At 66.8% G+C, this 23,285-nt stretch carries 22 protein-coding genes and 2 tRNA genes; 14 read left to right on the top strand and 10 right to left on the bottom strand.

Annotated elements, in window-relative coordinates; genetic code table 11:
• Positions 1-28 precede the first annotated feature (28 nt).
• From L8F97_RS06140 to L8F97_RS06120, 5 genes are all read left to right on the top strand, one after another.
• Positions 29-970 (top strand): DnaJ C-terminal domain-containing protein, encoded by a 942-nt coding sequence (locus L8F97_RS06140; RefSeq protein WP_242147582.1) that lies wholly within the window; start codon positions 29-31, stop codon positions 968-970.
• A gap of 6 nt (positions 971-976) precedes the next feature.
• On the top strand, positions 977-1,948 hold the full coding sequence (locus L8F97_RS06135) for a YihY/virulence factor BrkB family protein (RefSeq protein WP_242147579.1): 972 nt from the start codon (positions 977-979) through the stop codon (positions 1,946-1,948).
• Between the two features lie 2 nt (positions 1,949-1,950).
• Complete coding sequence (gene fabI / locus L8F97_RS06130) at positions 1,951-2,754, top strand: enoyl-ACP reductase FabI (RefSeq protein ID WP_313931910.1); 804 nt, start codon at positions 1,951-1,953, stop codon at positions 2,752-2,754.
• A 92-nt stretch (positions 2,755-2,846) separates the two neighbouring features.
• Positions 2,847-3,914: a chorismate synthase gene (gene aroC / locus L8F97_RS06125; RefSeq protein WP_242147577.1), complete on the top strand. Its 1,068-nt coding sequence runs from the start codon at positions 2,847-2,849 to the stop codon at positions 3,912-3,914.
• A gap of 287 nt (positions 3,915-4,201) precedes the next feature.
• Positions 4,202-4,507, top strand: a complete 306-nt coding sequence (locus L8F97_RS06120) for a hypothetical protein (protein WP_242147574.1) — start codon at positions 4,202-4,204, stop codon at positions 4,505-4,507.
• A gap of 42 nt (positions 4,508-4,549) precedes the next feature.
• On the opposite strand, the gene L8F97_RS06115 is transcribed toward L8F97_RS06120, so the two are convergent.
• From L8F97_RS06115 to yajC, 5 genes are all read right to left on the bottom strand, one after another.
• Positions 4,550-5,839, bottom strand: a complete 1,290-nt coding sequence (locus tag L8F97_RS06115) for an adenylosuccinate synthase (protein WP_242147573.1) — start codon at positions 5,837-5,839, stop codon at positions 4,550-4,552.
• Positions 5,840-5,916: 77 nt separating this feature from the next.
• On the bottom strand, positions 5,917-6,291 hold the full coding sequence (locus L8F97_RS06110; protein WP_242147571.1) for an Mth938-like domain-containing protein: 375 nt from the start codon (positions 6,289-6,291) through the stop codon (positions 5,917-5,919).
• Entirely contained in the window at positions 6,291-7,262 is a 972-nt protein-coding gene (secF, locus tag L8F97_RS06105; RefSeq protein ID WP_242147569.1) for a protein translocase subunit SecF, read from the bottom strand. Before secF ends, L8F97_RS06110 begins: the two co-directional genes overlap by 1 nt.
• Before the next feature lie 72 nt (positions 7,263-7,334).
• Positions 7,335-8,933, bottom strand: coding sequence for a protein translocase subunit SecD (gene secD, locus L8F97_RS06100; RefSeq protein ID WP_242147567.1), 1,599 nt, complete (start codon positions 8,931-8,933; stop codon positions 7,335-7,337).
• 4 nt (positions 8,934-8,937) lie between these two features.
• Entirely contained in the window at positions 8,938-9,282 is a 345-nt protein-coding gene (yajC, locus tag L8F97_RS06095; protein ID WP_242147565.1) for a preprotein translocase subunit YajC, read from the bottom strand.
• Positions 9,283-9,465: 183 nt separating this feature from the next.
• On the opposite strand from yajC, the gene L8F97_RS06090 reads away from it, so the two are divergent.
• Positions 9,466-9,542, top strand: a tRNA-Pro gene (locus tag L8F97_RS06090).
• 152 nt (positions 9,543-9,694) lie between these two features.
• Here the strand turns inward: L8F97_RS06090 and L8F97_RS06085 are convergent.
• Together L8F97_RS06085 and L8F97_RS06080 are read right to left on the bottom strand one after the other, a co-directional pair.
• A tRNA-Val gene (locus tag L8F97_RS06085) sits at positions 9,695-9,770 on the bottom strand.
• 60 nt (positions 9,771-9,830) lie between these two features.
• Positions 9,831-10,916: an acyltransferase family protein gene (locus tag L8F97_RS06080; protein WP_242147563.1), complete on the bottom strand. Its 1,086-nt coding sequence runs from the start codon at positions 10,914-10,916 to the stop codon at positions 9,831-9,833.
• Positions 10,917-11,078: 162 nt separating this feature from the next.
• Here L8F97_RS06080 and L8F97_RS06075 point away from each other — a divergent pair, with 162 nt between their 5' ends.
• From L8F97_RS06075 to L8F97_RS06055, 5 genes are all read left to right on the top strand, one after another.
• Entirely contained in the window at positions 11,079-11,570 is a 492-nt protein-coding gene (locus L8F97_RS06075) for a MarR family winged helix-turn-helix transcriptional regulator (RefSeq protein WP_242147561.1), read from the top strand.
• On the top strand, positions 11,567-13,003 hold the full coding sequence (locus L8F97_RS06070) for an efflux transporter outer membrane subunit (protein ID WP_242147559.1): 1,437 nt from the start codon (positions 11,567-11,569) through the stop codon (positions 13,001-13,003). The genes L8F97_RS06075 and L8F97_RS06070 overlap by 4 nt, the downstream gene beginning before the upstream one ends.
• Positions 13,000-14,253: an efflux RND transporter periplasmic adaptor subunit gene (locus tag L8F97_RS06065; RefSeq protein WP_409929010.1), complete on the top strand. Its 1,254-nt coding sequence runs from the start codon at positions 13,000-13,002 to the stop codon at positions 14,251-14,253. The genes L8F97_RS06070 and L8F97_RS06065 overlap by 4 nt, the downstream gene beginning before the upstream one ends.
• Positions 14,250-15,797, top strand: a complete 1,548-nt coding sequence (locus tag L8F97_RS06060; RefSeq protein ID WP_313931909.1) for a DHA2 family efflux MFS transporter permease subunit — start codon at positions 14,250-14,252, stop codon at positions 15,795-15,797. Before L8F97_RS06065 ends, L8F97_RS06060 begins: the two co-directional genes overlap by 4 nt.
• 83 nt (positions 15,798-15,880) lie before the next feature.
• Positions 15,881-16,192: a hypothetical protein gene (locus L8F97_RS06055; protein ID WP_242147557.1), complete on the top strand. Its 312-nt coding sequence runs from the start codon at positions 15,881-15,883 to the stop codon at positions 16,190-16,192.
• Here L8F97_RS06055 and L8F97_RS06050 read toward each other — a convergent pair.
• Positions 16,189-17,400, bottom strand: coding sequence for a RimK family alpha-L-glutamate ligase (locus L8F97_RS06050; protein ID WP_242147554.1), 1,212 nt, complete (start codon positions 17,398-17,400; stop codon positions 16,189-16,191). The two genes, L8F97_RS06055 and L8F97_RS06050, sit on opposite strands and share 4 nt — an antisense overlap.
• A gap of 9 nt (positions 17,401-17,409) precedes the next feature.
• Positions 17,410-18,891: a pyridoxal phosphate-dependent decarboxylase family protein gene (locus tag L8F97_RS06045; RefSeq protein ID WP_242147552.1), complete on the bottom strand. Its 1,482-nt coding sequence runs from the start codon at positions 18,889-18,891 to the stop codon at positions 17,410-17,412.
• 225 nt (positions 18,892-19,116) lie between these two features.
• On the opposite strand from L8F97_RS06045, the gene L8F97_RS06040 reads away from it, so the two are divergent.
• The 3 genes from L8F97_RS06040 to L8F97_RS06030 are packed head-to-tail and all read left to right on the top strand — an operon-like array spanning position 19,117 to position 21,630.
• Entirely contained in the window at positions 19,117-19,674 is a 558-nt protein-coding gene (locus tag L8F97_RS06040) for a hypothetical protein (RefSeq protein ID WP_242147550.1), read from the top strand.
• Entirely contained in the window at positions 19,674-21,392 is a 1,719-nt protein-coding gene (locus tag L8F97_RS06035) for a hypothetical protein (protein ID WP_242147549.1), read from the top strand. The genes L8F97_RS06040 and L8F97_RS06035 overlap by 1 nt, the downstream gene beginning before the upstream one ends.
• A 16-nt stretch (positions 21,393-21,408) precedes the next feature.
• Positions 21,409-21,630, top strand: coding sequence for a hypothetical protein (locus tag L8F97_RS06030; RefSeq protein ID WP_242147547.1), 222 nt, complete (start codon positions 21,409-21,411; stop codon positions 21,628-21,630).
• 30 nt (positions 21,631-21,660) lie between these two features.
• Here the strand turns inward: L8F97_RS06030 and L8F97_RS06025 are convergent, their stop codons facing one another.
• Entirely contained in the window at positions 21,661-23,214 is a 1,554-nt protein-coding gene (locus L8F97_RS06025) for a carbohydrate porin (RefSeq protein ID WP_242147545.1), read from the bottom strand.
• Between the last annotated feature and the right edge of the window lie 71 nt (positions 23,215-23,285).

The raw sequence follows: 23,285 nt of genomic DNA, 5'->3' as shown, positions 1-23,285 counted from the left end.
ACGCAAAGTTTTCACATCGGGGAATATCGTGGCCGATCCATACAAGACGCTCGGCGTGGCGCGAGACGCCGGCGAGGCCGACATCAAAAAGGCCTATCGCAAACTCGCGAAGGAACTCCATCCCGACCGCAACAAGGACAATCCCAAGGCATCCGAGCGGTTCAGCCAGGTGACGCAGGCGTACGACCTGCTCAACGACAAGGACAAGCGCGCGCGCTTCGATCGCGGCGAGATCGACGGTGACGGTAACCCGTCCGCGCCGTTCGGTTTCGGCGGCGGCGGCGGCGGCGTGCATCCCGGCGGCGGCTTCCGCCCGTCCGAGGGCGGGTTCGAGTTCGGCGGCGATCCGAGCGACCTTTTCGAAGGGCTGTTCGGCGGGCGTGGCGGCGGCGGCGGTGGCTTCGCCAGCGGTTTCGGCGGGTTCGGGCGCCGACCGCAGCCGAAGGGGCCGAACGTCGTCTACGAACTGAAGGTGCCGTTTGTGGACGCAGCGACGCTCACGCCGCAGCGCGTGACGCTTGGCGACGGCAAGACGATCGACCTCAAACTGCCCGCCAATCTTGAGGACGGCACGCAGATGCGCCTCGCCGGCAAGGGGCAGGTCGGCCCGGGCGGGGCAGGCGACGGCATCGTCAAAATCGAGATCCAGCCGCACCGCTTCTTTACGCGCGACGGGGACAATGTGCGGCTCGACCTGCCGGTCAGCCTGTCCGAGGCGGTGCTGGGCGCGGCCGTGCGCGTGCCGACGGTGGAGGGCGAGGTGATGCTGACGGTGCCGAAGGGATCGACCTCCGGCAAGACGTTGCGGCTGCGCGGGCGCGGCTTCCACAAGGCGGACGGCAGCGGGCGCGGCGACCAGCTCGTCACGCTGATGGTCGACCTGCCGGTCGGTGACGACGCCCTCGTCGCCTTCGTCGAGGGTTGGAAAGACCAGGACAAGAGGAACCCGCGCGCCAATCTGGGCGTCTAAGGAAATATGGCCGACATCTCACCCTTCTCGCCCGAAGAACGCGGACTGCACGGCGAGGAGGGCATCGGTCTCAAGCCCGAAGATGTGCCGGTCGGTTTCAAGCGGCTCACCTACGCCTGGTTGATCGTGAAACGCGTGGTGCTGGGCGTTTTGTCGGACGGGTTCATCCATGCCGGCAACCTGGCCTATCTGGCGTTGTTGACGGTGTTCCCGTTCTTCATCCTGGCCGCAGTCATCGCCTCGCTGTTCGGCCAGAGCGCGGAGACGCAGCGCGCGGTCGCCTCGTTTCTGCACGTGCTGCCCGGATCGGTGGCGGATCTGCTGCGCGACCCCATCGCGCATGTTCTGCAGGCACGCAGCGGCAGTTCGCTCGCTTGGCTGGGCGGCCTCGTCGCCCTGTGGAGCGTCGGCAGCTTTGTCGAGACGATCCGAGACATCTTCCGCCGTGCGTATGGCGTCAAATCGAGCAAGCCGTTCTGGCATTACCGGCTGAGCTCGATGGCGGTGATCCTCGTGTCTGTGATCCTCGCAGTGTTCTCGTTTCTGGTGCAGGGTCTGCTCGTCGCTGTGGAGCAGTTCATCTACACGCTGCTGCCGTTCGCGCAGAACATCGCGGGATGGATCGGCCTGTCGCGCCTAATCCCCGGCTTCGTCATGTTCCTGGCGCTGTTCATGCTGTTCGTCGCGGTTACGCCCTCCAAATACCGCTTCGGCGGTAAATCGCCGGAATGGCCGGGCGCGCTGTTCACCACCGCCTGGTGGCTGTCGATCACCGCGCTGCTGCCGATCGTCCTGTCGCGACTCGCCGATTACGATCTCACCTACGGCAGCCTTGCAGGTGTCATCATCACGCTGTTGTTCTTCTTTCTGGTGGGCCTGGGCATCGTCTTCGGCGCGCATCTCAACGCGGCACTGGCGGAACCGCTGCAACCGGGAGTAGAGACACCGCATACGGATGCGACAACAGGGACGTTATAGGCGTGAACGAATTGATGAAGGGCAAGCGCGGGCTTATCATGGGCCTCGCCAATGATCGCTCGCTTGCGTGGGGGATCGCCAAGAAGTTGAGCGAGGCCGGCGCGGAACTCGCGTTCAGCTACCAGGGTGAGGCGATGGAGAAGCGGGTCCGCCCGCTTGCCGAGCAACTCGGCACCGCACGGCTGTTCGATTGCGACGTAAGCGACATGGCCGCGCTCGACAGAACCTTCGCCGCGCTCGCCGTCGACTGGCCGACGATCGACTTCGTCGTCCACGCGATCGGCTTCTCCGACAAGAACGAACTGCGTGGCCGCTTCATGGACACCAGCCTCGACAACTTCCTGCTGACGATGAACGTGTCTGTCTACTCGTTCGTCGCCGTCGCGCAGCGTGCCGCAGCCATGATGCCGAATGGCGGTAGCCTCCTGACCTTGAGCTACTACGGCGCCGAAAAGGTCATTCCACACTACAATGTGATGGGTGTCGCCAAGGCCGCGCTGGAGACGAGCGTGCAGTATCTCGCGGTCGACCTCGGTCGTGACAACATCCGCGTCAACGCGATCTCGGCCGGCCCGATCAAGACGCTCGCGGCTTCGGGAATCGGTGACTTCCGCCTGATCCTGAAGTGGAACGAGCTCAATTCGCCGCTGAAGCGCAACGTCACGATCGAGGATGTCGGCGGGGCCGGCCTCTATCTGCTCAGCGATCTGGCGAGCGGCGTGACCGGCGAAACGCATCATGTCGACGCTGGCTACCACGTGATCGGCATGAAGGCCGAGGATGCGCCGGATATCGCGCTGGCCTGACGGCGCGCCTCTCGACCTACGGAGGGGGCGGGGCTGACGGGGCGGCTCCGGCGCACCACCCGCTGTGAACCCTCCCCGGGGGCGCATTTGCCATGAGTTTTAACACGTTCGGACGCGTTTTCCGGTTCACCACCTGGGGCGAATCGCACGGCCCCGCCATCGGCGCGGTGGTCGACGGGTGCCCGCCCGGCATTGCGCTGTCCGAAGCCGAGATACAGCCGTTCCTCGACAAGCGCCGTCCCGGCACCTCGCGCTTCACCACGCAGCGGCAGGAGCCGGATCAGGTTCGCATCCTGTCGGGTGTGTTCGAGGGGCGAACCACCGGCACCCCGATCAGCCTGATGATCGACAATGTCGACCAACGCTCCAAAGACTATTCCGAGGTCGCGCTCGCCTATCGGCCGGGCCACGCCGATTACGCCTATGACGCGAAATATGGCTTCCGCGATTATCGCGGCGGCGGCCGCTCGTCGGCACGCGAAACCGCGTCTCGGGTCGCCGCCGGCGCGGTGGCGCGCGCGGTGATCCCCGAGGTGCGGATCCTCGCCTGGGTCGAGGCGATCGGCGGCGACGCTATCGATCACGCCAATTTCGACGCGGCCGAGATTGGCAACAATCCGTTCTTCTGCCCCGACCCGCAAGCCGCTGCGCGCTGGGAGACGCTGGTCGATGACGCGCGCAAGGCAGGGTCGTCGCTGGGGGCGGTAGTCGCCTGTCGGGCCGAAGGCGTGCCGGCGGGTTGGGGTGCCCCGCTCTATGCCAAGCTCGATTCCGAACTGGCCGCCGCCTGCATGAGCATCAACGCGGTAAAGGGCGTCGAGATCGGCGACGGTTTCGCCGCCGCCGCCCTGTCGGGTGAGCAGAACGCCGACGCAATGCGCCCCGGACCTGCCGGGCCGATCTTCGCGGCCAACCACGCTGGCGGCATCGCCGGCGGCATTGCAACCGGGCAGCCGGTCACCTTGCGCATTGCCTTCAAGCCGACCAGCTCGATCCTCACGCCAATGCAGACCATCACCCGCGACGGTGACGCTGCCGAGCTGCGCACCAAAGGTCGCCACGACCCCTGCGTCGGCATACGCGGCGTGCCGGTTGTTGAGGCGATGGTGGCGCTGGTGCTGGCCGACCAGAAGCTCCTCCACCGCGCACAATGCGGGTGACTGCCGAAGCACACGATCAAGCAATCGATCATCGCCGCTGAACCACATCATTGATCAAGGTCAGTGGTTGCACTTCGCAACTTTACAGCATCGCGGTATCGGCAACAGACGCGGGAGCTTGCGTGTCAGAACAACGCATCTGACACGTCTTACTCTCCCGGTGCTTGGTAAACGCCAGGCCGTTTTAAATTAGCGGTCTGCTGAGATTCTATTGTCGGGTACGTGCGTTCTAACCCCCGAGCCTGAACACCATCAGGTGATACTGGAGAGATACAATGCGAAAGAGCATGATGTTCGCCGTTGCGGCACTTGGTCTGTCGACAGCAGCAATTGCACAGACCGGCACGACCGCGGGCGGCGCCGGCACCACCGGTGGCCAGACGATGCCAGGCGGAACCGCAGGAACCAGCGGGACCTCGGACATGGGCACCACGACCGGCACGCCGGATTCGACGATGTCCACCACGCCGCCGGCATCGACCGACACGATGTCGACGACCGGTACGGCCGGAGATTCGGCATCGACTGCCGGAACCACGTCTACCGACACGTCGACCAAGATGACGACGAAGTCGAAAAAGCGTCGTCATTGATATCAGGAACGCCCGGCGGCTCACGCTGCCGGGCGTCACCTATTAATCCGCGAAGGGGTCGCGCACCAGAATCGTGTCCTCCCGTTCCGGACTGGTAGACACCAGCGCTACCGGGCAGCGGATCAGTTCTTCGATACGGCGAATGTATTTGATGGCCTGTGCAGGGAGCTCCGCCCAGCTACGGGCCCCAGCCGTCGATTCCTGCCAACCCGGCATCGTCTCGTATACGGGCACGACACGCGCCTGATCGGCAGCGTGTGCAGGAAAATAATCAAGCGTCTCGTCGCCGAGTTTGTAGCCGGTGCAGATCTTCACCTCGTCGAAGCCGTCGAGCACGTCGATCTTGGTAAGCGCAATGCCGGTGATGCCGCCGACCGCCGCCGACTGGCGCAGCAACACCGCATCGAACCAGCCGCAGCGTCGCTTGCGGCCCGTGACCGTACCGAATTCGTGTCCACGCTGTCCAAGCCGCTCGCCGGTCTCGTCTTCGAGTTCGGTCGGAAAGGGGCCGGAGCCAACCCGCGTCGTATAGGCTTTGGCAATGCCCAGCACGAAGCCGACCGCCGCCGGTCCGAGGCCGGAGCCACCCGCCGCCGTGCCCGCGATGGTGTTCGACGACGTGACGAACGGGTACGTGCCATGATCGACGTCGAGCAGCACGCCCTGTGCGCCCTCGAACAGGATGCGGCGACCACGCTCACGCGCCGCGTTCAGGTCACGCCATGCAGGCCGTGCGAAGGGTAGCACGAAACTCGCAATCTCGCGCAGCTCGGCCAGCAACGCCGCACGGTCGATCGGTGCTTCCCCAAAGCCTGCACGCAGCGCGTCGTGATGCGCGGTGAGGCGATCGAGCTGCGGCCCGAGATCGTCGAGATGGGCGAGATCGCACACCCGGATCGCGCGCCGGCCGACCTTGTCCTCGTACGCCGGGCCGATGCCGCGCCGTGTCGTACCGATCTTGCCGGCACCGCTCGCGTCTTCACGCAGGCCGTCGAGGTCGCGGTGCAGCGGCAGGATCAGCGCGCAGGTATCGGCGACCATCAGCGTATCGGTGGTGATCGTCACGCCCTGGCCGCGCAGCTTCTCGACCTCGGCCTTGAGCGCCCAAGGATCGAGCACCACGCCATTGCCGATCACCGAAGGCGTACCGCGCACAATACCCGAGGGGAGGAGCGACAGTTTGTAGACCGCTTCGCCGACGACGAGCGTGTGGCCGGCATTATGCCCGCCCTGGAAGCGCACGACCACATCGGCGCGCTCCGCCAGCCAGTCGACGATCTTGCCCTTGCCCTCATCGCCCCACTGGGCGCCGATTACCGCTACGTTCGCCAAAACATCCGTTCCATCTTGTCGCCGGGAAGCGCGATCCCTAATCGGCCAGCCGCGCGCGGTCCACGCCTAATCAGCCCTCAGGCGAGCGGGAACAGCGCCGCCGCGATCCAGCGGCCCTCTCCGCGCAACACCGCCCAGGCGCGGGCGGCAGCGCGGCTGTCCATCGCCTCGATGCCGAAGCCCATCGCCTCGACCGCGCGTGTAAAGGTGACCGGTGGCCGCACCAGCGTCGCGCCGGTGCCGAGCAGGAGAAACTCCGGCTTCGGATCGAGCGCCAACAGCGGCGCGATCGCCTCCGGCGTGAGCGCGTCGAGCGCCGGTGGTTCCCAGCCGTCCGCACGCTCGGGCGTGAGCAGCAACGCGCGGTACACGCCCTCGTCGACCTTGAAGCCGCCGAGCGAGAACGCCGAGACGATCGGCCCGTCGCTCCCCTGGCTCTTGTCCATCCGCATCAGCGTTTCTTCGTCGGCATGCCCTCGCTCGGCACCGTCTTGCCGGTCGGCACGTCACCCTTGGTCGGATCGGGCCGCAGCCCGAGCGAGATCAGCAGCGACGACGACACATAGATCGACGAATACGTACCGACGACGATGCCGAGGATCATCGCGGCGGTGAAGCCGCGCAACACATGTCCACCGAAGATCAGCAGCGCGAGCAGCGCGAGCAGGATCGTCAGCGAGGTCATCACGGTACGCGGCAGCGTCTCGTTGACCGAGAGATCGACGATCTGCGGCATGTCCATCTTGCGATAGCGGCGCATGTTCTCGCGGATGCGGTCGTCGATCACGATCTTGTCGTTGATCGAATACCCGATGATGGTCAGCACTGCGGCGACGATGTTGAGGTCGAACTCCAGCTGCGTCAGCGCGAAGAAGCCGAGCGTCATCAGCACGTCGTGGACGATGGCGACGACGGTGGAGACGCCGAACTGCCACTCGAAGCGGAAGATCGCGAACAGGCCGATGCCGAGCACCGCCAGCACGACCGCGAGCGCACCCTTCCAGATCAGTTCGTTCGAGACCTTGCCCGAGACGGCGTCCTGCTTGGAGAAGCGCGCGTCGGGGAACTTGGCACTGATCGCGGCCTGCACCTGTTTGACGACCGCGTCGGTGGCGCCCTTGTCGGCGCTCTTGGGCGGCGGCAGCTTGATCGAGACAGTCTTGTCGTCACCCACATTCTGAAGCCGCACCTCACCGAGGTTGAGCCGATCGACAGTGGTGCGCAGTGTGTCGAGATTGGGGGGCGTTGCGAACTTCTCCTCGATCATCAGGCCGCCGACGAAGTCGACGCCGAGATTGAGGCCGCGTGTGACCGTCAGCGCAACCGCCGCGATCGACAACAGCATCGTCAGCGCGAAAGCCCACGTCCGCAAGCTGACGAAGGGCAGGTTGGTGTTATCGGGAACGAGTTTCAGCAGGCGCATTTTACACCGTCACCCCGGCAGGAGCCGGGGTCTTGTTGGGGAGGACGCAGCGGGCGCCACAGGGAGACGGGTTCATATCGTGATATCCGTCGGGCGCGTGCGGCGAATCCAGGTGACCACCAGCATGCGGGTGAAGACCACGGCGGTGAACACCGAGGTGACGATGCCGATCAGCAGCACGATCGCGAAGCCGCGGATCGGGCCTGACCCCATCAGCAGCATGATGACCGCCGAGATGGCGTGCGTCACGTTCGCCTCGAAGATCGTACGGCTCGCTTCCTTGTAGCCTAGCTCGACCGATTGCAGCACGCTGCGGCCGCGCCGACGCTCCTCGCGGATGCGTTCGTTGATGAGCACGTTGGCATCGACCGCAGTGCCGACCGTCAGCACGAAACCGGCGATGCCCGGCAGCGTCAGCGTGGAGTTCAGCAACGCCAGCACGCCGACGATCACCACCACGTTGATGACGACGGCAAGGTTCGCGTAGGCGCCGAAACGGCCGTAGGTCAGGAACATGAAGATGATGACCGCGAGCACCGCGATCGTGCAGGCGAGAATACCGGCATGGATCGAATCGGCGCCGAGGTCGGGACCGACAGTGCGTTCCTCGACCACCTTCAACGGGATCGTCAGCTTGCCTGACCGCAGCGCGATGGCGAGCTGGTTGGCGCTGGCGACGGTGAAGCGGCCTTCGATATAGCCGCTGCCGCCGAGGATTTCGGTGTTGATCGACGGTGCGGTGATGACCCGGTCGTCGACGATTACCGCGAAGCGCTTGCCGATGTTGGTCTGCGTGATCCGCGCGAACTTCTTGCCGCCTTCGCTGTTGAAGGTGAAGTTGACGATCGGCGAATTGTCCTCCGGCTTGAAGCCCTGCGACGCGGTGACGAGCTGGTCGCCGGTCAGGATCGCCTGCCGCTTGACCATGATGGTGGTGCCGGGCGTACCGTCGTCATACGGCAGGATCTGATCGCCGAGCGGAAGGATGCCCTTCGCGGCCTGCGCCGGATCGACCGGCGTTTCGTCGACCATCTTGAATTCGAGCTTAGCGGTCTTGCCGAGCAGATCCTTGAGCGCCTGCGGGTTCTGGAGGCCCGGCACCTGTACGACGATCCGATCGGTGCCCTGGCGGACGATCGTCGGCTCCTTGGTGCCGAGTTCGTCGATACGCTTGCGCACCACTTCGGTGGCATCACCCATCGCCTGGTTGAGCGCCTGGTCGAAGCCGGCCTGCGTCGGCGTCATGACGATCCGCGACGAATCGACCACGCTGAGATCCCAGTCGCGCTGTCCGGTAAGGCCCGCACCGGCGGTCAGCTTGTTAAGCCGTTCGCGGGCGGCATCGACCTTGCTGACGTCGCGCAGCATGAAGCTGATCTTGCCGGTGTCGCTGGCGATGTCGCCGATGTCGATCGCGGGGGCGCGCGCCATCTCGCTCTGCACCTGATCGCGCATCGCATTCAGGCGCGTCTTGGCGAGATCGGACGTATCCGCCTCCAGCAGCAGGTAACTGCCGCCGGCAAGATCTAGGCCGAGATTGACGTGCGGGTGCGGGATCCAGCCCCACGTATCGGTCTGTTTCTCAGGAAAGAAACTCGGGATCGCCAGCGCCATCAGGCAGGCGAGCAGCCCCAGGATCGAGGCGATCTTCCAGCGCGGGAAATCGAGCATGATATCAGTCGTTCGCGGGCTTGGTGTTGAGGCCGGTCACCTCGGTCAGCGTCGCCTTGACGACGCGGATGCGGACATTGGGGGCAACTTCCAGTTCGACATACTGATCCTCGACCTTGGTCACCTTGCCGAGCACGCCGCCAGCGGTGATCGCCGAATCGCCCTTCTTCACCGCGGCGATCTTGGCCTGCTGCGCCTTCAGTCGCTGCTGCTGCGGGCGCAGCAGCAGGAAATAGCCGACCACCGCGATCGCGATATACGGAAAGAACACCAGGAACATCGAGGCGATGCCGCCCGACCCGGCGGCGGACGAACTGGCGGAAGCGGCAAAGGCTGGGCTGGCGAACATAACGTCCCGAACTAAAGATTCGCCGGCAAGCGCCGGGCGTGCGGGAGCGGCAACCGCCCCGCTTACAAGCGGCGCGCGCTATCATGGTCGCGCAGGGCGCGCAACAATCGCCTGTGTGGAAGCGCGCAATGCCGTTCGCGCTTGCATCGTGGCGCGGTGCCGCTTATTGGCGCGTCCCTCGGTCGGGGCGTAGCGCAGCCTGGTAGCGCATCACACTGGGGGTGTGGGGGTCGCAGGTTCGAATCCTGTCGCCCCGACCAAGATTTTCCACACACCTCTGGTTCTCAAGCATCGCTGTCGTCGGTCGTGCGCCGTCAGTCGCGGCAAAGCCGCGCCTTGTGGCGCGCTTTGTTTGCGCTGGCCGAGCTTGGCGGTGTGCGGATTAGCTTGCTAATCCGCCTCACGCCGGCGCTGGTGGGCGATGACGGGCTCGAACCGCCGACATTCTCGGTGTAAACGAGACGCTCTACCAACTGAGCTAATCGCCCCCGCGTGCGGAGAAAGCGCGTCTTAGCGGATTCTTCGGGGGCTGCAAGGCCGCTCGAACATCACGGCTGCTGTGGCGCAGGTATAGCGTCGTCGAACAGCGACGCGGCCTCGGGTGGCCGCAGTACCGCGCGGCGCAGCGCTTGGGTCAGCGGCTTCTCCACGAGGCTGAAGATCAGATAGCCTGCGGCGGTGACGCTGGCGAAAACCATCACCATGAAGGCCAGATACTGGGGCCAGCCATGCAGCGGCAGGTGCGGCATGACGCGGCCGATCAGCATCAGCACCATGACATGGAACAGATATATCGAGTAACTCGCATCGCCGATCATCGTCGCGAGCCGTGCCTTCAACCGGGTACCGTGCGCCTCCAGCGCCAGTGCGCCGACCACCACGCCGATGCCGCCCAGCGCCCGGGTGAGGGCGTCGTCCAGCGGTAGCAGGTCGGACGTGAGGATCAGCAGCGCCCCCGCCGGCAACGCGGCACCCATCCACCGCGCCAGCCGACCGTTCTCATAGGCCCAGGCGATGCCGAGCCCGACCACGAACTCGAGCATGATCGCGCGCGTGTAGGTGAACGGCACCGCGTCTTCCGGGTGGGTGATAATCCCGATCGTCACCGCCACGACGATCGCGATCGTGCTGAACCACGCCGGACGGCGCAGCAGCAGGCCGACCGCGAACAACAGATAGAAGAACATTTCGATGTTGAGCGACCAGCCCGGCACCAGCACGGGATAGACGTGCCAACTCGACAGATCGTAGCGGTAAGGAACGAACAACAGCGATTTCACGATCGTCGTCGCGGTGACATCGGGTTCGCCGAAATGGCTGAACCGCATCAGCACGAGGGCTGCGGTTGCGATCCAGTAGAGCGGCACCACCCGGATCATGCGCTTCACCAGGAACGCACCGGCACGCTCGCGCCGCGCCGCGACGTACATGATGAAACCGCTGATGACGAAGAAGATGTCGACACCGGCGATGCCGAACTTGAGATGCGAGAAGGGCGCGAACAGCCAGTCGGTGGCAGCGTTTGCATGCTGAAACACGACGAGCATCGCGGCGAGCCCGCGTAACTGCTGGATCGAGACAACGTCGAATGTGCCGCCAGCCGGTCGTGACAAGCCCATTCCCCCCAGCGTCATCGCAGCCCCGACGGACCCCTTAGCGATAAAGCCGGTGACGACCAAGGCGAGCTGCCGCTTGGTGGCGTGGTAAACCGCCTTCCCGTAACGGCCGCCAAAAATCAGCTTGCATCCACGTGCATGCGCACTATCTGCACGTGCAGATATTTCGGAGGCAGCATCTTGGCACGACTCAGCATCGAGGATTGCGCGACGCAGCGTTCGCCAGGGCGGATGCTGCGGCGGCTCGAACAAGACGTGAAGACGCTGCTCGAACGGCGGTTCGCGGCGGAGGACGTGACGGTGACGCAGTGGATCGCGCTGAAGGTGGTGCGGGATGCTGCGGTGTCGAACCCGGGCGAACTGGCGCGGGAGCTGAACATCACGTCGGGTGCCACCACCCGCCTGATCGACACGCTGGAGGAGCGCGGGTTGATGGCGCGCGATCGCAGCGCCGGGGACCGGCGCCTCGTCGGCCTGAAAGTCACCGATGGTGGTGACGCGTTGGTCCAGACGCTCGCGCCGATCGTGGTGGCGGGCTGGAACGAACTGGTCGCCGATTTCAGCGATACGGAGGTCGAGCAGTTCTCGGCGATGCTGGCGCGGCTGCTGGTGGTGGCGGAGCGGATGCTCGGCAAGGAAAGCGCGGTCTTCGCAGGGGAAGCGATATCATGATGAAGCCGATGATGAGGCGGGGGATCGTTGCCGCCACGGCGCTGTTGCTTGCCGGCTGCGCGAGCGTGCCGCACGATGCGCCGCAGGTCACGCAGCTGAAACCTGCCGCGCTTGGCCTCGCCGGAACGGCGGTGGTGTCGGATCGCTGGTGGGATGCATTCGGCGATGCGCAACTCGGCCGACTGGTCGATCTCGCGCTGACCGACAATCCCGACCTCGCCGGCGCGATCGCGCGCGTGCGCGCGGCGCAGGCCTCGGTCGAGGTGCAACATGCCGGCCAGTTGCCGCAGCTCAGTGCGGACACGGGGTTGCAGGTCGAGCGGTTCAGCGAACATTACATCATCCCGCCGCCTTATGGCGGGCACGTCTATTCGGTGCCGTCGCTCCAGGCCAATCTCGCCTGGGATCTCGACCTGTTCGGCCGCCAACGCACGCTGGTCGCGCAGGCGCGATCGAGCGAGCGTGCCGCCGAACTCGATGCCGCCGCCGCACGGCTGATGATATCGACCGCGGTCGCGCAGAGCTATGCCGGCCTCGTTCAGGCCGATCGCCAGATCGAGATTGCGGATCGGTTCGTGACGACGCGCCAGCAGGCGGTCGGCTACGTCCAGTCGCGCATCCGGCACCAGCTTGCCACGCAGTTCGAGGCGCGCACCGCCGAGACGTTGCTGGCCGAAGCGCAGCAGGCCAAGGTGCGCAGCAGCCAGCAGCGTGAGCTGGCGATCCATGCGCTCGCCGCGCTGGTCGGGCGTGGCGCGGACTTCTATCCGCAGATCGCCACGCCGACGCTGTCGCTCGATCACCCGCCGCAAGTGCCGGCGGTGCTGCCGGCCGACCTGCTCGGCCGGCGACCCGATCTGCTTGCGGGTCAGGCGCGCATCGACGCGGCGGTTGCCGGACAGCACGTCGCCGCCACGGATTTCCTGCCCAACGTCAACATTTCCGCGCTGGCGGGACTCGCCTCGCTCGGGCTCGGCTCGTTCTTCGCGAGCGGGTCGGGGCAGGTCGCGGGCGGCGCGGCGCTGCACCTGCCGATCTTCGAGGGTGGGCGGCTGCGCGCGCAATATCGCGGCGCGACCGCCGATCTCGACCGCGCGGTGGCGAGCTACAATTCCAGCGTCGTCGTGGCGGTGCGCGATACCGCCGATGCGATCACCAACGTGCGCGCGGCCGATGCCGCGCTGGTGCAGCAGGACAGGGTCGTCGGGGGCCTGCGCGAGACCGTGCGGCTCGATGCGGTGCGAACCTCGACGGGGCTCGGTTCACGGCTCGATGCAGTCGATTCCGGGTTCCGCCTGCTCGAAGCCGAGCAGCAGCGTATCGACGCGCAGGCCAATGCGATCGGCCAACGAATCAAACTCATCGCCGCGCTCGGCGGGGGCTTCGACGCCCGCACGACGATGGCAGCAAACACCAGGGACGCGGGACTATGACCGAAGACTCCATCCGCATCGACCGTGACCGTGATCTGCGCGCGGAGGCGTATGACGACGCGCCCGTCGCAGCCGCCGCCGCGCCCGCGCCGCCGCCGTCTCCGCCAGCACCACCGCCCGGCAAACCGCGCGCGCGGCGCATCGCCTTCATGATCCTCGGCGTGATCCTGCTGATCGCCGCGATCGTCTATGCGATCCACGTGTTCACCGCGCCGCCGACCGAGGAGACCGACGATGCCTATGTCGGCGGCAACGTGGTGAGCGTGACCGCGCGCGACGGCGGCACTGTCCTGGCGATCCACGCCGACAATACGCAAGCGGTGAAGCGCGGCCAGCCGCTGATCGATCTCGATCCGGCCACCACGGACGTGTCGTTGCAAGCGGCGGAGGCGGCGCTTGGCCAGGCGGTGCGGGCGGTGCGCTCCGACACGGCATCCGTCGACGAGGCGGGTGCGGAGATCGCGCAGGCGCGCGCCGATCTTGCCAAGGCGCGCAGCGATCTGTCGCGCCGCCGGGGCGCGGCGGCCGATGGTGCCGTCTCGGGCGAGGAGGTGAGCCACGCCGCCGACGCGGTGACGACCGCCAACGCCGCGCTCAACCTCGCGCTCGCCAAGCGCGCGCAGGCGGCGAGTGCCGTCGCCGGCACCAGCATCTACACCAACCCGCGCGTGCTGTCGGCGATCGCCAACGTGAAACAGGCGGCGATCAACTCCAGCCACATGCACATCGTCGCGCCGATGAATGGCGTGGTGGCGCAGCGCACCGTCCAGCTCGGCCAGCGTATCGCGCCGGGTACGCCGCTGATGGCGGTGGTGCCGCTCGACAGCTTGTGGGTGGACGCGAACTTCCGCGAGACGCAGCTCGAGCAGATTCGCGTCGGCCAGCCGGCGAAGATCACCGCTGACGTCTATGGCGGCAAGCTCGTGTTCCACGGAAAGGTGCTGGGTCTTGGCGCGGGCAGCGGTAGCGCGTTCTCGCTGCTGCCGGCGCAGAACGCGTCGGGCAACTGGATCAAGATCGTGCAGCGCGTGCCCGTCCGCATCGCGCTCGACCCGGCCGAGCTGCGCCAGCACCCCTTACGCGTCGGACTGTCGGCGAGCGTGACGGTCGACACCGCCGATCAGTCCAAGCCGCTCGTCGCCGCTGCCGCGCCGCCCGCCGGTGGCACGCAAATGAGCCTCGACGGTGGTCCGGCGATCGATGCGCGCATCCGCCAGATCATCAACCAGAACCTGGGCCGCACCCGGTGAGCAGCCAGCCGCAGGCAGCCGCCGGGCCGCCGCCCCTCGCGGGGATCGCGCTTGCGGTGACGGCGGTCGCGTTGGCGCTCGGCACCTTTATGCAGGTGCTCGACGGCACGATCGCCAACGTCTCGCTGCCGACGATCGCGGGCAGTCTGGGCGTCAGTTCGGACAACGGCACCTGGGTCATCACCTCGTTCGCGGTCGCGAACGGGGTGACGGTGCCGCTGACCGGCTGGTTCATGCAGCGCTTCGGCGTGGTGAAGACCTTCACCGTATCAGTCTTCGCCTTCACGGTCGCATCGTTGCTGTGCGGGCTCGCGTGGGATCTGCCCTCGCTGATCTTCTTCCGCATCCTCCAGGGGGGTGTATCCGGGCCGATGATCCCCGGCAGCCAGGCTTTGCTGATCGCGATCTTCCCGCCCCACAAACGCGGCACCGCGCTCAGCATCTGGTCGATGACGACGCTGGCCGCGCCGGTGTTCGGCCCGGTGCTCGGCGGCTACATCTCCGACAATTATCACTGGAGCTGGATCTTCCTCATCAACGTGCCGATCGGTCTGGCGGCGGGGTTCATCTCCTGGCAGTCGCTCAAGTCGCGCGAGACGCCGACCCGCAAGGTGCGGATCGATACGGTCGGTCTGATGCTGCTCGCCTTCTGGGTGTTCAGCCTCCAGACCATGCTCGATCTCGGCAAGGATCGCGACTGGTTCAACAACCCGATCATCGTCGTGCTGACGGTGTGCGCGGTGGTCGGCTTCGTCGCCTGGGTGATCTGGGAGATGACCGACGGCCAGCCCGCCGTCGACCTGTCCTTGTTCAAGCGGCGCAATTTCGCGCTGGGCACGCTGGCGATCTGCCTCGGCTATGCGGTGCTGTTCGCCAATAATCTGCTGCTGCCGCTGTGGCTTCAGGAGCAGATGGGGTATACCGCGACATGGGCGGGGCTGGTCGCCGCGCCGGCCGGGATCATGGCGGTGGTGATGACGCCGATCATCCAGCGGCTCAGGATCGACGTGCGCTGGATCGCGTCCTTCTCGTTCGTCTGCTACGCGGCTTCGTTCTTCATGCGCTCCTGGTATACGCCGGACGCGAGCTTCCTCGTGCTCGCGACGCCGCTTTTCCTGCAAGGCGTGGCGATGGCGGCGTTCTTCGTGCCGCTCATCACCATCCTGCTCGACGGGATCCCGGCGGAGAAGGTGCCCTCGGCCTCGGGCATCTCCAACTTCGCGCGCATCACCGCCGGCAGCTTCGCGGCCTCGCTCACCACCACCTTCTGGGATCGGCGCGAGGCGCTTCACCAGAGCCGGCTGGCCGAGGCTGGCAGCAACTGGTCGCCGGTCTACCGGCAGACGCTCGACCAGCTTCAGACGCTGGGCGCGAGCCCGGGGCAGGCGGTCGGCGCGGTGATGCGGCAGATCGTCGGGCAGGCGTATCTGCTCGCCTCGCTTGAAATCTTCTGGCTGTGCGGGTGGATCTCGATCGTGCTGATCGGGGTGGTTTGGCTGGCGCGGCGCCCGGCCCCGGCGGATCATGGTCCGGTTGCGGATTAAGGTGGTTTCGGCGGTATCAACCACGCGTGGATAGCGGCGATTAAGGGATGGTGGTGTTGACTGGCATGGGAGGGGTCGTGTCCATGTCAGCCATCACAGGGGTATCAGCACCGGAACTGAGCCTGCCGCGTATCCAGCGGCCCGCACCGGATACGGCAACGTCCACGTCGGCAGCGCTCGCATCGAGCCAGCCGGCCCGCTCGACACCGGCCCAACGCGCCGCCTTGCCGGATGCGATCCGTGACGACCGGTTCGAGGCTGCATCGAGCGGCACCAACACGCACGTCGTCCGGCAGGTCGTCCAGCAGATCACCGCCGCGCTGGCTTATGGCGCGCACGTCTCCGTGGTCAGCAATGGCACAGGGCTCCACGCGACGATCGACGTCTCCGGCTAGGCTGCGTCCGCCAGCGCCGGTAGGCGTGCCCGCCCCATCGCGACGAACGCGTCGAACAGCCGCTGCATTGTCGGTTTCTTGTAAGGGAAGGTCGCGACGTCATCGAGGTCGTGTACGATCATCGCAACGTCGACCTCGAACACCAGCAGTCGCCCGTCCGGCAGTTCCGCGCAGTCGATCCCGAAATAGTCGAGCCCGATGTGACGGTTGAGCGCCGCAAAGGCGTCGGCGTGGCGCGCTGCGAAGTCGGTGTCGAAATTGGCCATCCACGCTGCCTCGATCGCGCGTTTCGCCGGGTTCTCGGCCATGCCTGAACCGAAATAATGCACGATCCAGTGGTCGGACAAGGCGAGATGGCTGGGATACGGCTTGCCGCCGATCAGCACGATACGCTGCTTGCCGAACAGCCCGTCGGCGCCGCGATAGTCCACGAACGGCGCAAGGAAGAAGGCATCGTCCGGGTATGACGCCAGGTAGGTGGCAAGCTCGCCCGCGTCGTCCGCCCGGTCGAGACCGCCGCCGGCGTGCGTTCCGAGCGGACGGATGATGATCGGAAACGACAAGCCGGCAACTGTTGCTTCGAGCGTCACGGTGCCCGTCGCAACCGCGGCGAGTGCGGCGCGACCGACATGGTGCGTGCGCGGCACCAGCAGCGCGGTCTCGTCCGCGAACATCGCGCTCACGCCGTCGCGGGTGAGGCTGGCGATTGTGTGAGGGTCGGCATTGAGGACGGGACCAGGCAGCCCGGGCAGCAACGCCGCCATCCGCGCTAGGACCGGCCGGTGCGCGGTCGCCTCGCCGATTGCGAGCAGCGCGACGTCATGTTCGGGCAGATCGTCGAGGTCGGCGGTATCGGCATCGACATAGTGCAGCCACAGCACCGCATCCGATCCGTTCAGCAGGCAATCGACCGGCGTGTTCGCCATGAAATCGCCCGGCGTGACGAAGGCGAGCAGGCGGATGCCGCTGCCGTCGCCGTGGACGACGCGGTAGTCGCGACGGATTTTCAGCGCCTCCGCCATCATCGCCAGTGCCTCGTCGGTGCGGGCATGGGCTTGCAGGATCATCGACAGGTCCATCATCGCCGCCGCATCGCCGGCGTCCGCCGCGACACGAGCGGCGCGGTCGGCCCACAGCGCGGTCATGTCCTGCCGCTCGAACGCCATCGGCAGGATGCGGTGCAGGCCGAGAATGTCGGAGTCGGTCATAGATAGTCCTTAGGCGCGGTCGGCATGGCCGAAGGCGAGCACACCCTCGATCAGCGCATCGACATCGCGGGTCGTGGTGCGATGGTTGACGAACGCGGCGCGGATGGCGGGAACGCCGTCGAGCAGCGTGATCGAGGGCGCGACGCGCCCGGCGGCGTGGAGCCGCTCGACGATGCGGCGGTTGCGGTCGCCATCTTCCACCCCGCGCCGCGCGAAGCCGAAGCACACGATGTTGAGCGCGACCGGCGCGCGTAGCACGAGATCGGGATGGTCCTCGACTTGTGCCGCCAGCGTCCGCGCAAGCTGGCAATTCGCGTCGATCGCCGTGCCGAGTGCCTTCAGCCCATAGGTCTTCAGCGTGAACCACGTTTTCAGCGCCCGAAACCCGCGCGACAGATCGGGGCCAAGGTCGCACGGCCAGCGCGCGCCCGCGGCCAGGCCGGTTTCCGCGCGGGTGAGATAGCTTGCCTCCGCCGCGAACGTGTCGTGCTGCCACGCGCCGTCGCGCACCAGCAGGAAACCGGCGTCGTAGGGAACATGCCCCCATTTGTGAAAATCGAACGCGATGCTGTCGGCGCGTTCGATGCCGGCGAGCAGCGGCGCGATCGCATCCGACAGCATGCCGAGTGCGCCGAGCGCACCGTCGACGTGGAAGTGCACCGCCTCGCGCGCGGCGAGATCGGCGAGCGCATGAAGATCGTCGATCGCGCCGATATCGACGCTGCCGGCGGTGCCGACCAGCAGGAACGGCTGGAAACCGGCGGCGCGATCGGCGCGGATCTGGCGGGCGAGTGCGGCCACGTCGATCGCGCCGCGCGCGTCGGTCGCGATCCGCCGCAGCGCGTCACTGCCGAGCCCGGCCATCTCCAGCGCGCGCGGCACGCAGCCGTGTACCGCGGTTGAGGCATAAGCGAGCAGGCGCGGTGCCGCCGCCACGCCGCCGCTGCGGACCGCGCGGCAGGCGCGGGTGCGCGCGATCAGCAACGCGACGAAATTGGCTTGCGACGTGCCGGTCAGGAACAGGCCTTCGGCGCTCGCCGGGAAGCCGAACACCTCGCGCATCCAGGCGACGATCTGGCGTTCGACCGCGATCCCCATATGATCGCGCCCGCCGCAATTGGCATTGAGCCCGCCCGCCAGCATCTCGGCCAACATGCCCACCGGCGTGCCCGCGCCCTGCACCCAGCCCATGAAGCCGGAATGGAGGTTGCCACTGGCATACGGCAGGATCGTCTCGCGGAAGATCGCCTGCGTGTCGACGAGATCTGTCGGAGCGAGTGGCAACGGCCCGGCCATCGCCGCGTGGGCGGCGGGTGGCGGAGCTTGCCAGACCGGTTGTGCATCGAGTGTCTGAAGGTGATCGAGCATATCGTCGAGCATGCGGTGCGCCTGCGCGCGCAAGCTCGGCCAGTCGGCAGGATCGAGCGTCGTCGCGCCCGGCAGCGCGGGTGGTAAGGTCGCGGGGCGGGGGAGCGTGCGTTCAACGGCCATCAAGGTCTTTCCGATCGGCTCCACCAAGCGCGTGGATGAGGCGGTGCGTGGTCTCGCGTAGCGTCGCATGGTTAATCCGCTCCTAAACCACGCCCCTCCTTCTCATTATAGGACAGCGCACGTGCGCCTGGCCGAGCCGCATTTATAACCAAATCGGTAAAAACTCTGTCCTACAGCGTGTCTGTGCCGGTAGCGAGCGGCGCTCACAGCCAGAAGGACTTCGATATGATGAGATATCTCCTTGCCGTGTCCGGTGCGCTCGCGCTTCCGCTGTCCGGTGCGCCAGCTCATGCGCAGAAGGCGTCCTCGGTGCAGGCGCCTGGTGGCTTTGCGCCGATGCAGGCGCCGTGCGTCCGGCAGAGCGACGGCAGCTGCGTCCCCGTCAGCCCGGTCGCGCCGTGGCCGATCACGCAGGGGCCGCTCGCCGCCGCGATCTCGACGCCGCTGGCCGGCACCGTCACCAGCGGCGCCGTCACCCCAAGCTCGGGCGCGGCCGGCTTCGCCAACGGTTCGGCGGTGATCGGCCCGCTAACGCCGCAACTCGGCCGCGATGACGGTCTCAAGCTGTGGACGACCAACAATGCTGCCTATTCCTGCCAGCTGGTCGACAGCATCGACGGTGGCGCAACCAAGCTGCCGCTGACCATCTTCGACGCCGCGACCGGCGGGCCTTACACAGGCCCGGTCAACAGCATCATCACGAACGAGACGATCGCCAACACGCAGGTTTACCTGCTGTGCACCGTCGCATCGGGCACGCTCAATTATGTGGTGGCACAATAATGGCGGCCCGCTTCCCGCTCGTCGCGGCGATCGCTTCGCTGCTCGCCGCCATGCCCGCCCAGGCGCAACAGGACCGCGCCGCGCGCGCGCTCGCGCTGCAGGCGAAGGTCGCGGCCGCCACTCGTATGCCACGGCTTTCGGTCATCTCCGGTGCCGAACAATGGTACGGGATCGGTGTCACGCTGGCCGCCGCCGGGCCGTACAACACCGTGCGCGTGCTGCACCGTAACCTCGCGCGGTGCATGGCATCGGGGCTTCGCCTGCTGGCCGGCAATTATGGCTGGGCCACCACCAGCACGGGCGGCACGCCGTCCGCACCCAAGGAACGGCAAAATCCCGGCACGATCCTGGTGCACAGCGCGATCGAGTTCGCGGGCACCAAGACCGACCAGTCGGCACCGCGCATGCCGGTGCGCTGGGGCGGTCAGGCGGTCGCGACGATGAGCCCGTCGTCGGCGGCACTTGGCTTCCCCAACCTGCTGCTGTCCGATCCGGTGTCGGGCGCGATCGCGCCGGGGGCGACCTTCTACGAACGCTCCTCGGTTACGGTGGCGACCGCCGGGCAGTTGTTCTTCAGCGCGCTGTCGCTGCGTGGCGGCAGCAGCGGCTTCGGCACCGACAGCGGCGAAGGTTCGGCCGCGAACTCCACGGCGGAGCGCGCGTTCGACAATGCCGGTGGCGACGTCACCGTCGCCGCGCCGCAATTCGCCGCCGGCTGGTCCGCGCTGGCGGTGCTGGGCTATTGCTCGGACGGGTCGGTCGCGCCGTCCATCGCGATCGCCGGCGACAGCATCGTCACCAAGGGCGATGATGCGGGGTACGGGTATTTCACCGGCGGCTGGGCGCTGCGGGCGTTCGCCGCCTATCCGCATATGCTGCTGGCCCTGCCGGGCGAGCGCGAGATCGATGCGGTGCAGCCGTGGAACTTCGCGTCGCGGCTGGAAGCGTCGGGATATGCGACGCACGTGCTATGGGCCTATGGCCGCAACGATCTGAGCTACGACCTGGGGACGCTCGGCTACACGCCCGCGCAGGCCCTTGCCGCGATGAAGGCGGTGCGGTTGCAGGCGGCCAGACAGTTCATGATGCCGCGCGGTGCAGCACCCGGGCAGGTGTTCATCGCCGCCACCATCCTGCCGGCGCCGACGTCGAGCGACGGGTTCCTCACCCTGTCGGGTCAGAGCAAGGACGTGTACGAAGCGGGTCGCGTCCTCTTCAACGACTGGCTGCGTGATCCCGGCGCGGGCGGCTTCGTCGCGCAGGCCAATGCGCAGGTGGCGGGCGTCGCCAATGCCGGCACCGCGCGCGTTGCCGATCCATGCGCCGGGCTGGAGGTCAACGCGGCGGGCGTGCCGACGCTCGACGGCGGGTTCTCGCCACCCGCCACGCAGACCTACGCGAGCGGTACCTCCTCGGGCAGCAATCCCGGCAATGCGTTCAACGATACCGGCAAGGCGTGGACGCCCGGCCAGTATCGCGGTACCGAGCTTCAGATCGTGTCGGGTACCGGCGCCGGGCAATCTCGCGGCATCGGCGGCAACAGCGCGACGCAACTGCTGATCGCGGATGCGTGGACGACCGTGCCCGATGCGACCAGCACCTATCGCATCACCGATGCGCCGGGCTGGAACGGCGTGCATCCGGGCACGCGCGGTGCGATCCTGTCGGCGGGCGGCGTTAATGCGGCGACGCTGATGCAGCCGCTGCCGGTCCGTTGAGCGGGAAGGGGAGACGATGCGCCAGCGCGACCATCTTATCGCCTATCTCGCCACGCTTGCGACACTGACGCTGATCTTCACGATCGCAATCGTGGCGGGCGTCATCAGCGAGCATGTCATCGGCAAGATCGAGGCGTTCGGCCTCGGCACCATCACCGGCGGGTTGATCGGCGTACTGCGCCTGCCCACCAGCCAGTCCGCCGAAGCCAGCGGCGGCTCGGCACGCAGCAGCGACTGAACTGGCCCCCGCCGGCCGCGGGGGCTTTTCTTAAAGCGTGATCGCCGCCTTCAGGCCGAGTACGCCGACATCGCTCAACGTCTTCACGCCGCCGGGATGGTGGATCAGTTGCACGTTCGGTTGCAGCTCCAGCCACGGCACCGGCGTGATGCTATAATAGAGTTCGGCGGCATATTCGGCGTCGCGCACCGGCGTACCGGGCACCAGCGTGTCCGCCTGCGCCGCGCGCCCGTTGACGTTGGTGCGGCCGACCGCGACGCCCAGCACGTCGCCGGACACACCCGGCAGCAACCCCTTGTAGAACACGCCCAGCGCGACCTGGTTGTCGGTCACGCTGGTGGCGCGGTCGGCCTGTGTCACATTCGCGAACACGCCGAGTCCGGTCAGCGCCTTGCCATCCTTGGACATGCCGGTGATCTGCTGCTGCATGCTGGCGAACACGCCGTAGCGGCCGGAATGTCGCAGCGGTGCGAGGCCGGTGATGACGATCGGGCGGCGGTCGATGTCGAGCAGCACGTCGTCGCCCTTGGTCGTAGAGTACCAGCCGCCGATCTTGTACGCGCCGACATGGCCGCCATCCAACCCACGCGTCCAGCCTGCCTCGACCGGGATCAGCACGCCGTTCGCGCCGCGAAACCGCGCGATGAAGAAGCTGTTCTTCAGGTCGTTCGGGTTTTCGACATAACCGCCGATCTGCACATAGGCGCCATGCCCTACATCCGCATGGAGGATGCCGGCCCACTGCGCGATCGGCCAGTTCGTCCAGTAATCGCCGACCAGATTGCCCGGCTGCGCGCCGCAGAAGGTCAGGTTCATGAAGTGGCACGAGAACACCGCGAAGTCCGCACCCGGATTGGTGCGGCCGAGCTTCACCTCGACCTGATCGCCGAGCTTCTGCTGGTACCAGAGCTCCGTAACGCGCACGGTCTGGCCGCGACCATAGACCTCCTGCACCTGTTGCAGCGTGTTGAGCCCGGCATCGTCCGACAGGTTGCGCCCGCGCCGCCACGTTACCGTCGCCTGGAATGTGCCGCCATCGATTCCGGCGATCGTGTCGAGATCAAACTTGGCGCCGACGTCGAACTGCCCGGTCTCGGTCACCTTCTCACGTTCGCCGCCGGTGACGTTCCACGCGCTTTCCGAGGCATAGCGCGCCGACACCGCGATGCCGCGCTTGCCAAGGTACGTGCGCGTCTTGCGCCAGTCGCCGAACAGCCCCGGCGGCGCCTGATAGCGCGTATCGCCGATCGGTGCGTTGGGTGACGTGTCATACGGGTGGAGCGCGTGGGTGTAGCGACGCCGCGCGGCCGGTGTGTTGGCGGGTGGCGCGGCGTTGGCGGGCGCCTGCGTGTCGGTTGCGGATGCCGCCTCCGGCGCGGGTGCCGGTGCGCCGATATCGACGGGGGCCGACAGCGCGGCCGGCTTTGCGGTCGGCGGCTTCTGCGTATCGGTCGGCGGCTTCTGCGTGTCGGTCGGGGGCGGGGCGGCGTCGGTGGGCCGCGTCTGCGCGTGGGCGCTTGCGCCGGTGAGCAACCAGGCCGCACCCAGTACGGGGGCGATACGGCGGACCGTCGTCACGATCATGGTCGAAGTACATCCTTGGGCGCGATCGCTGCGATCGGCAGCGCGCGGGTTGCGGGGGCTGTGCGGTTGTC

The sequence above is a fragment of the Sphingomonas sp. BAUL-RG-20F-R05-02 genome (assembly GCF_022662305.1).
Classification (GTDB): domain Bacteria; phylum Pseudomonadota; class Alphaproteobacteria; order Sphingomonadales; family Sphingomonadaceae; genus Sphingomonas.
The sequence above is the reverse complement of the archived record's forward strand: the minus strand, read 5'-3'. Positions and strand labels throughout refer to the sequence as shown.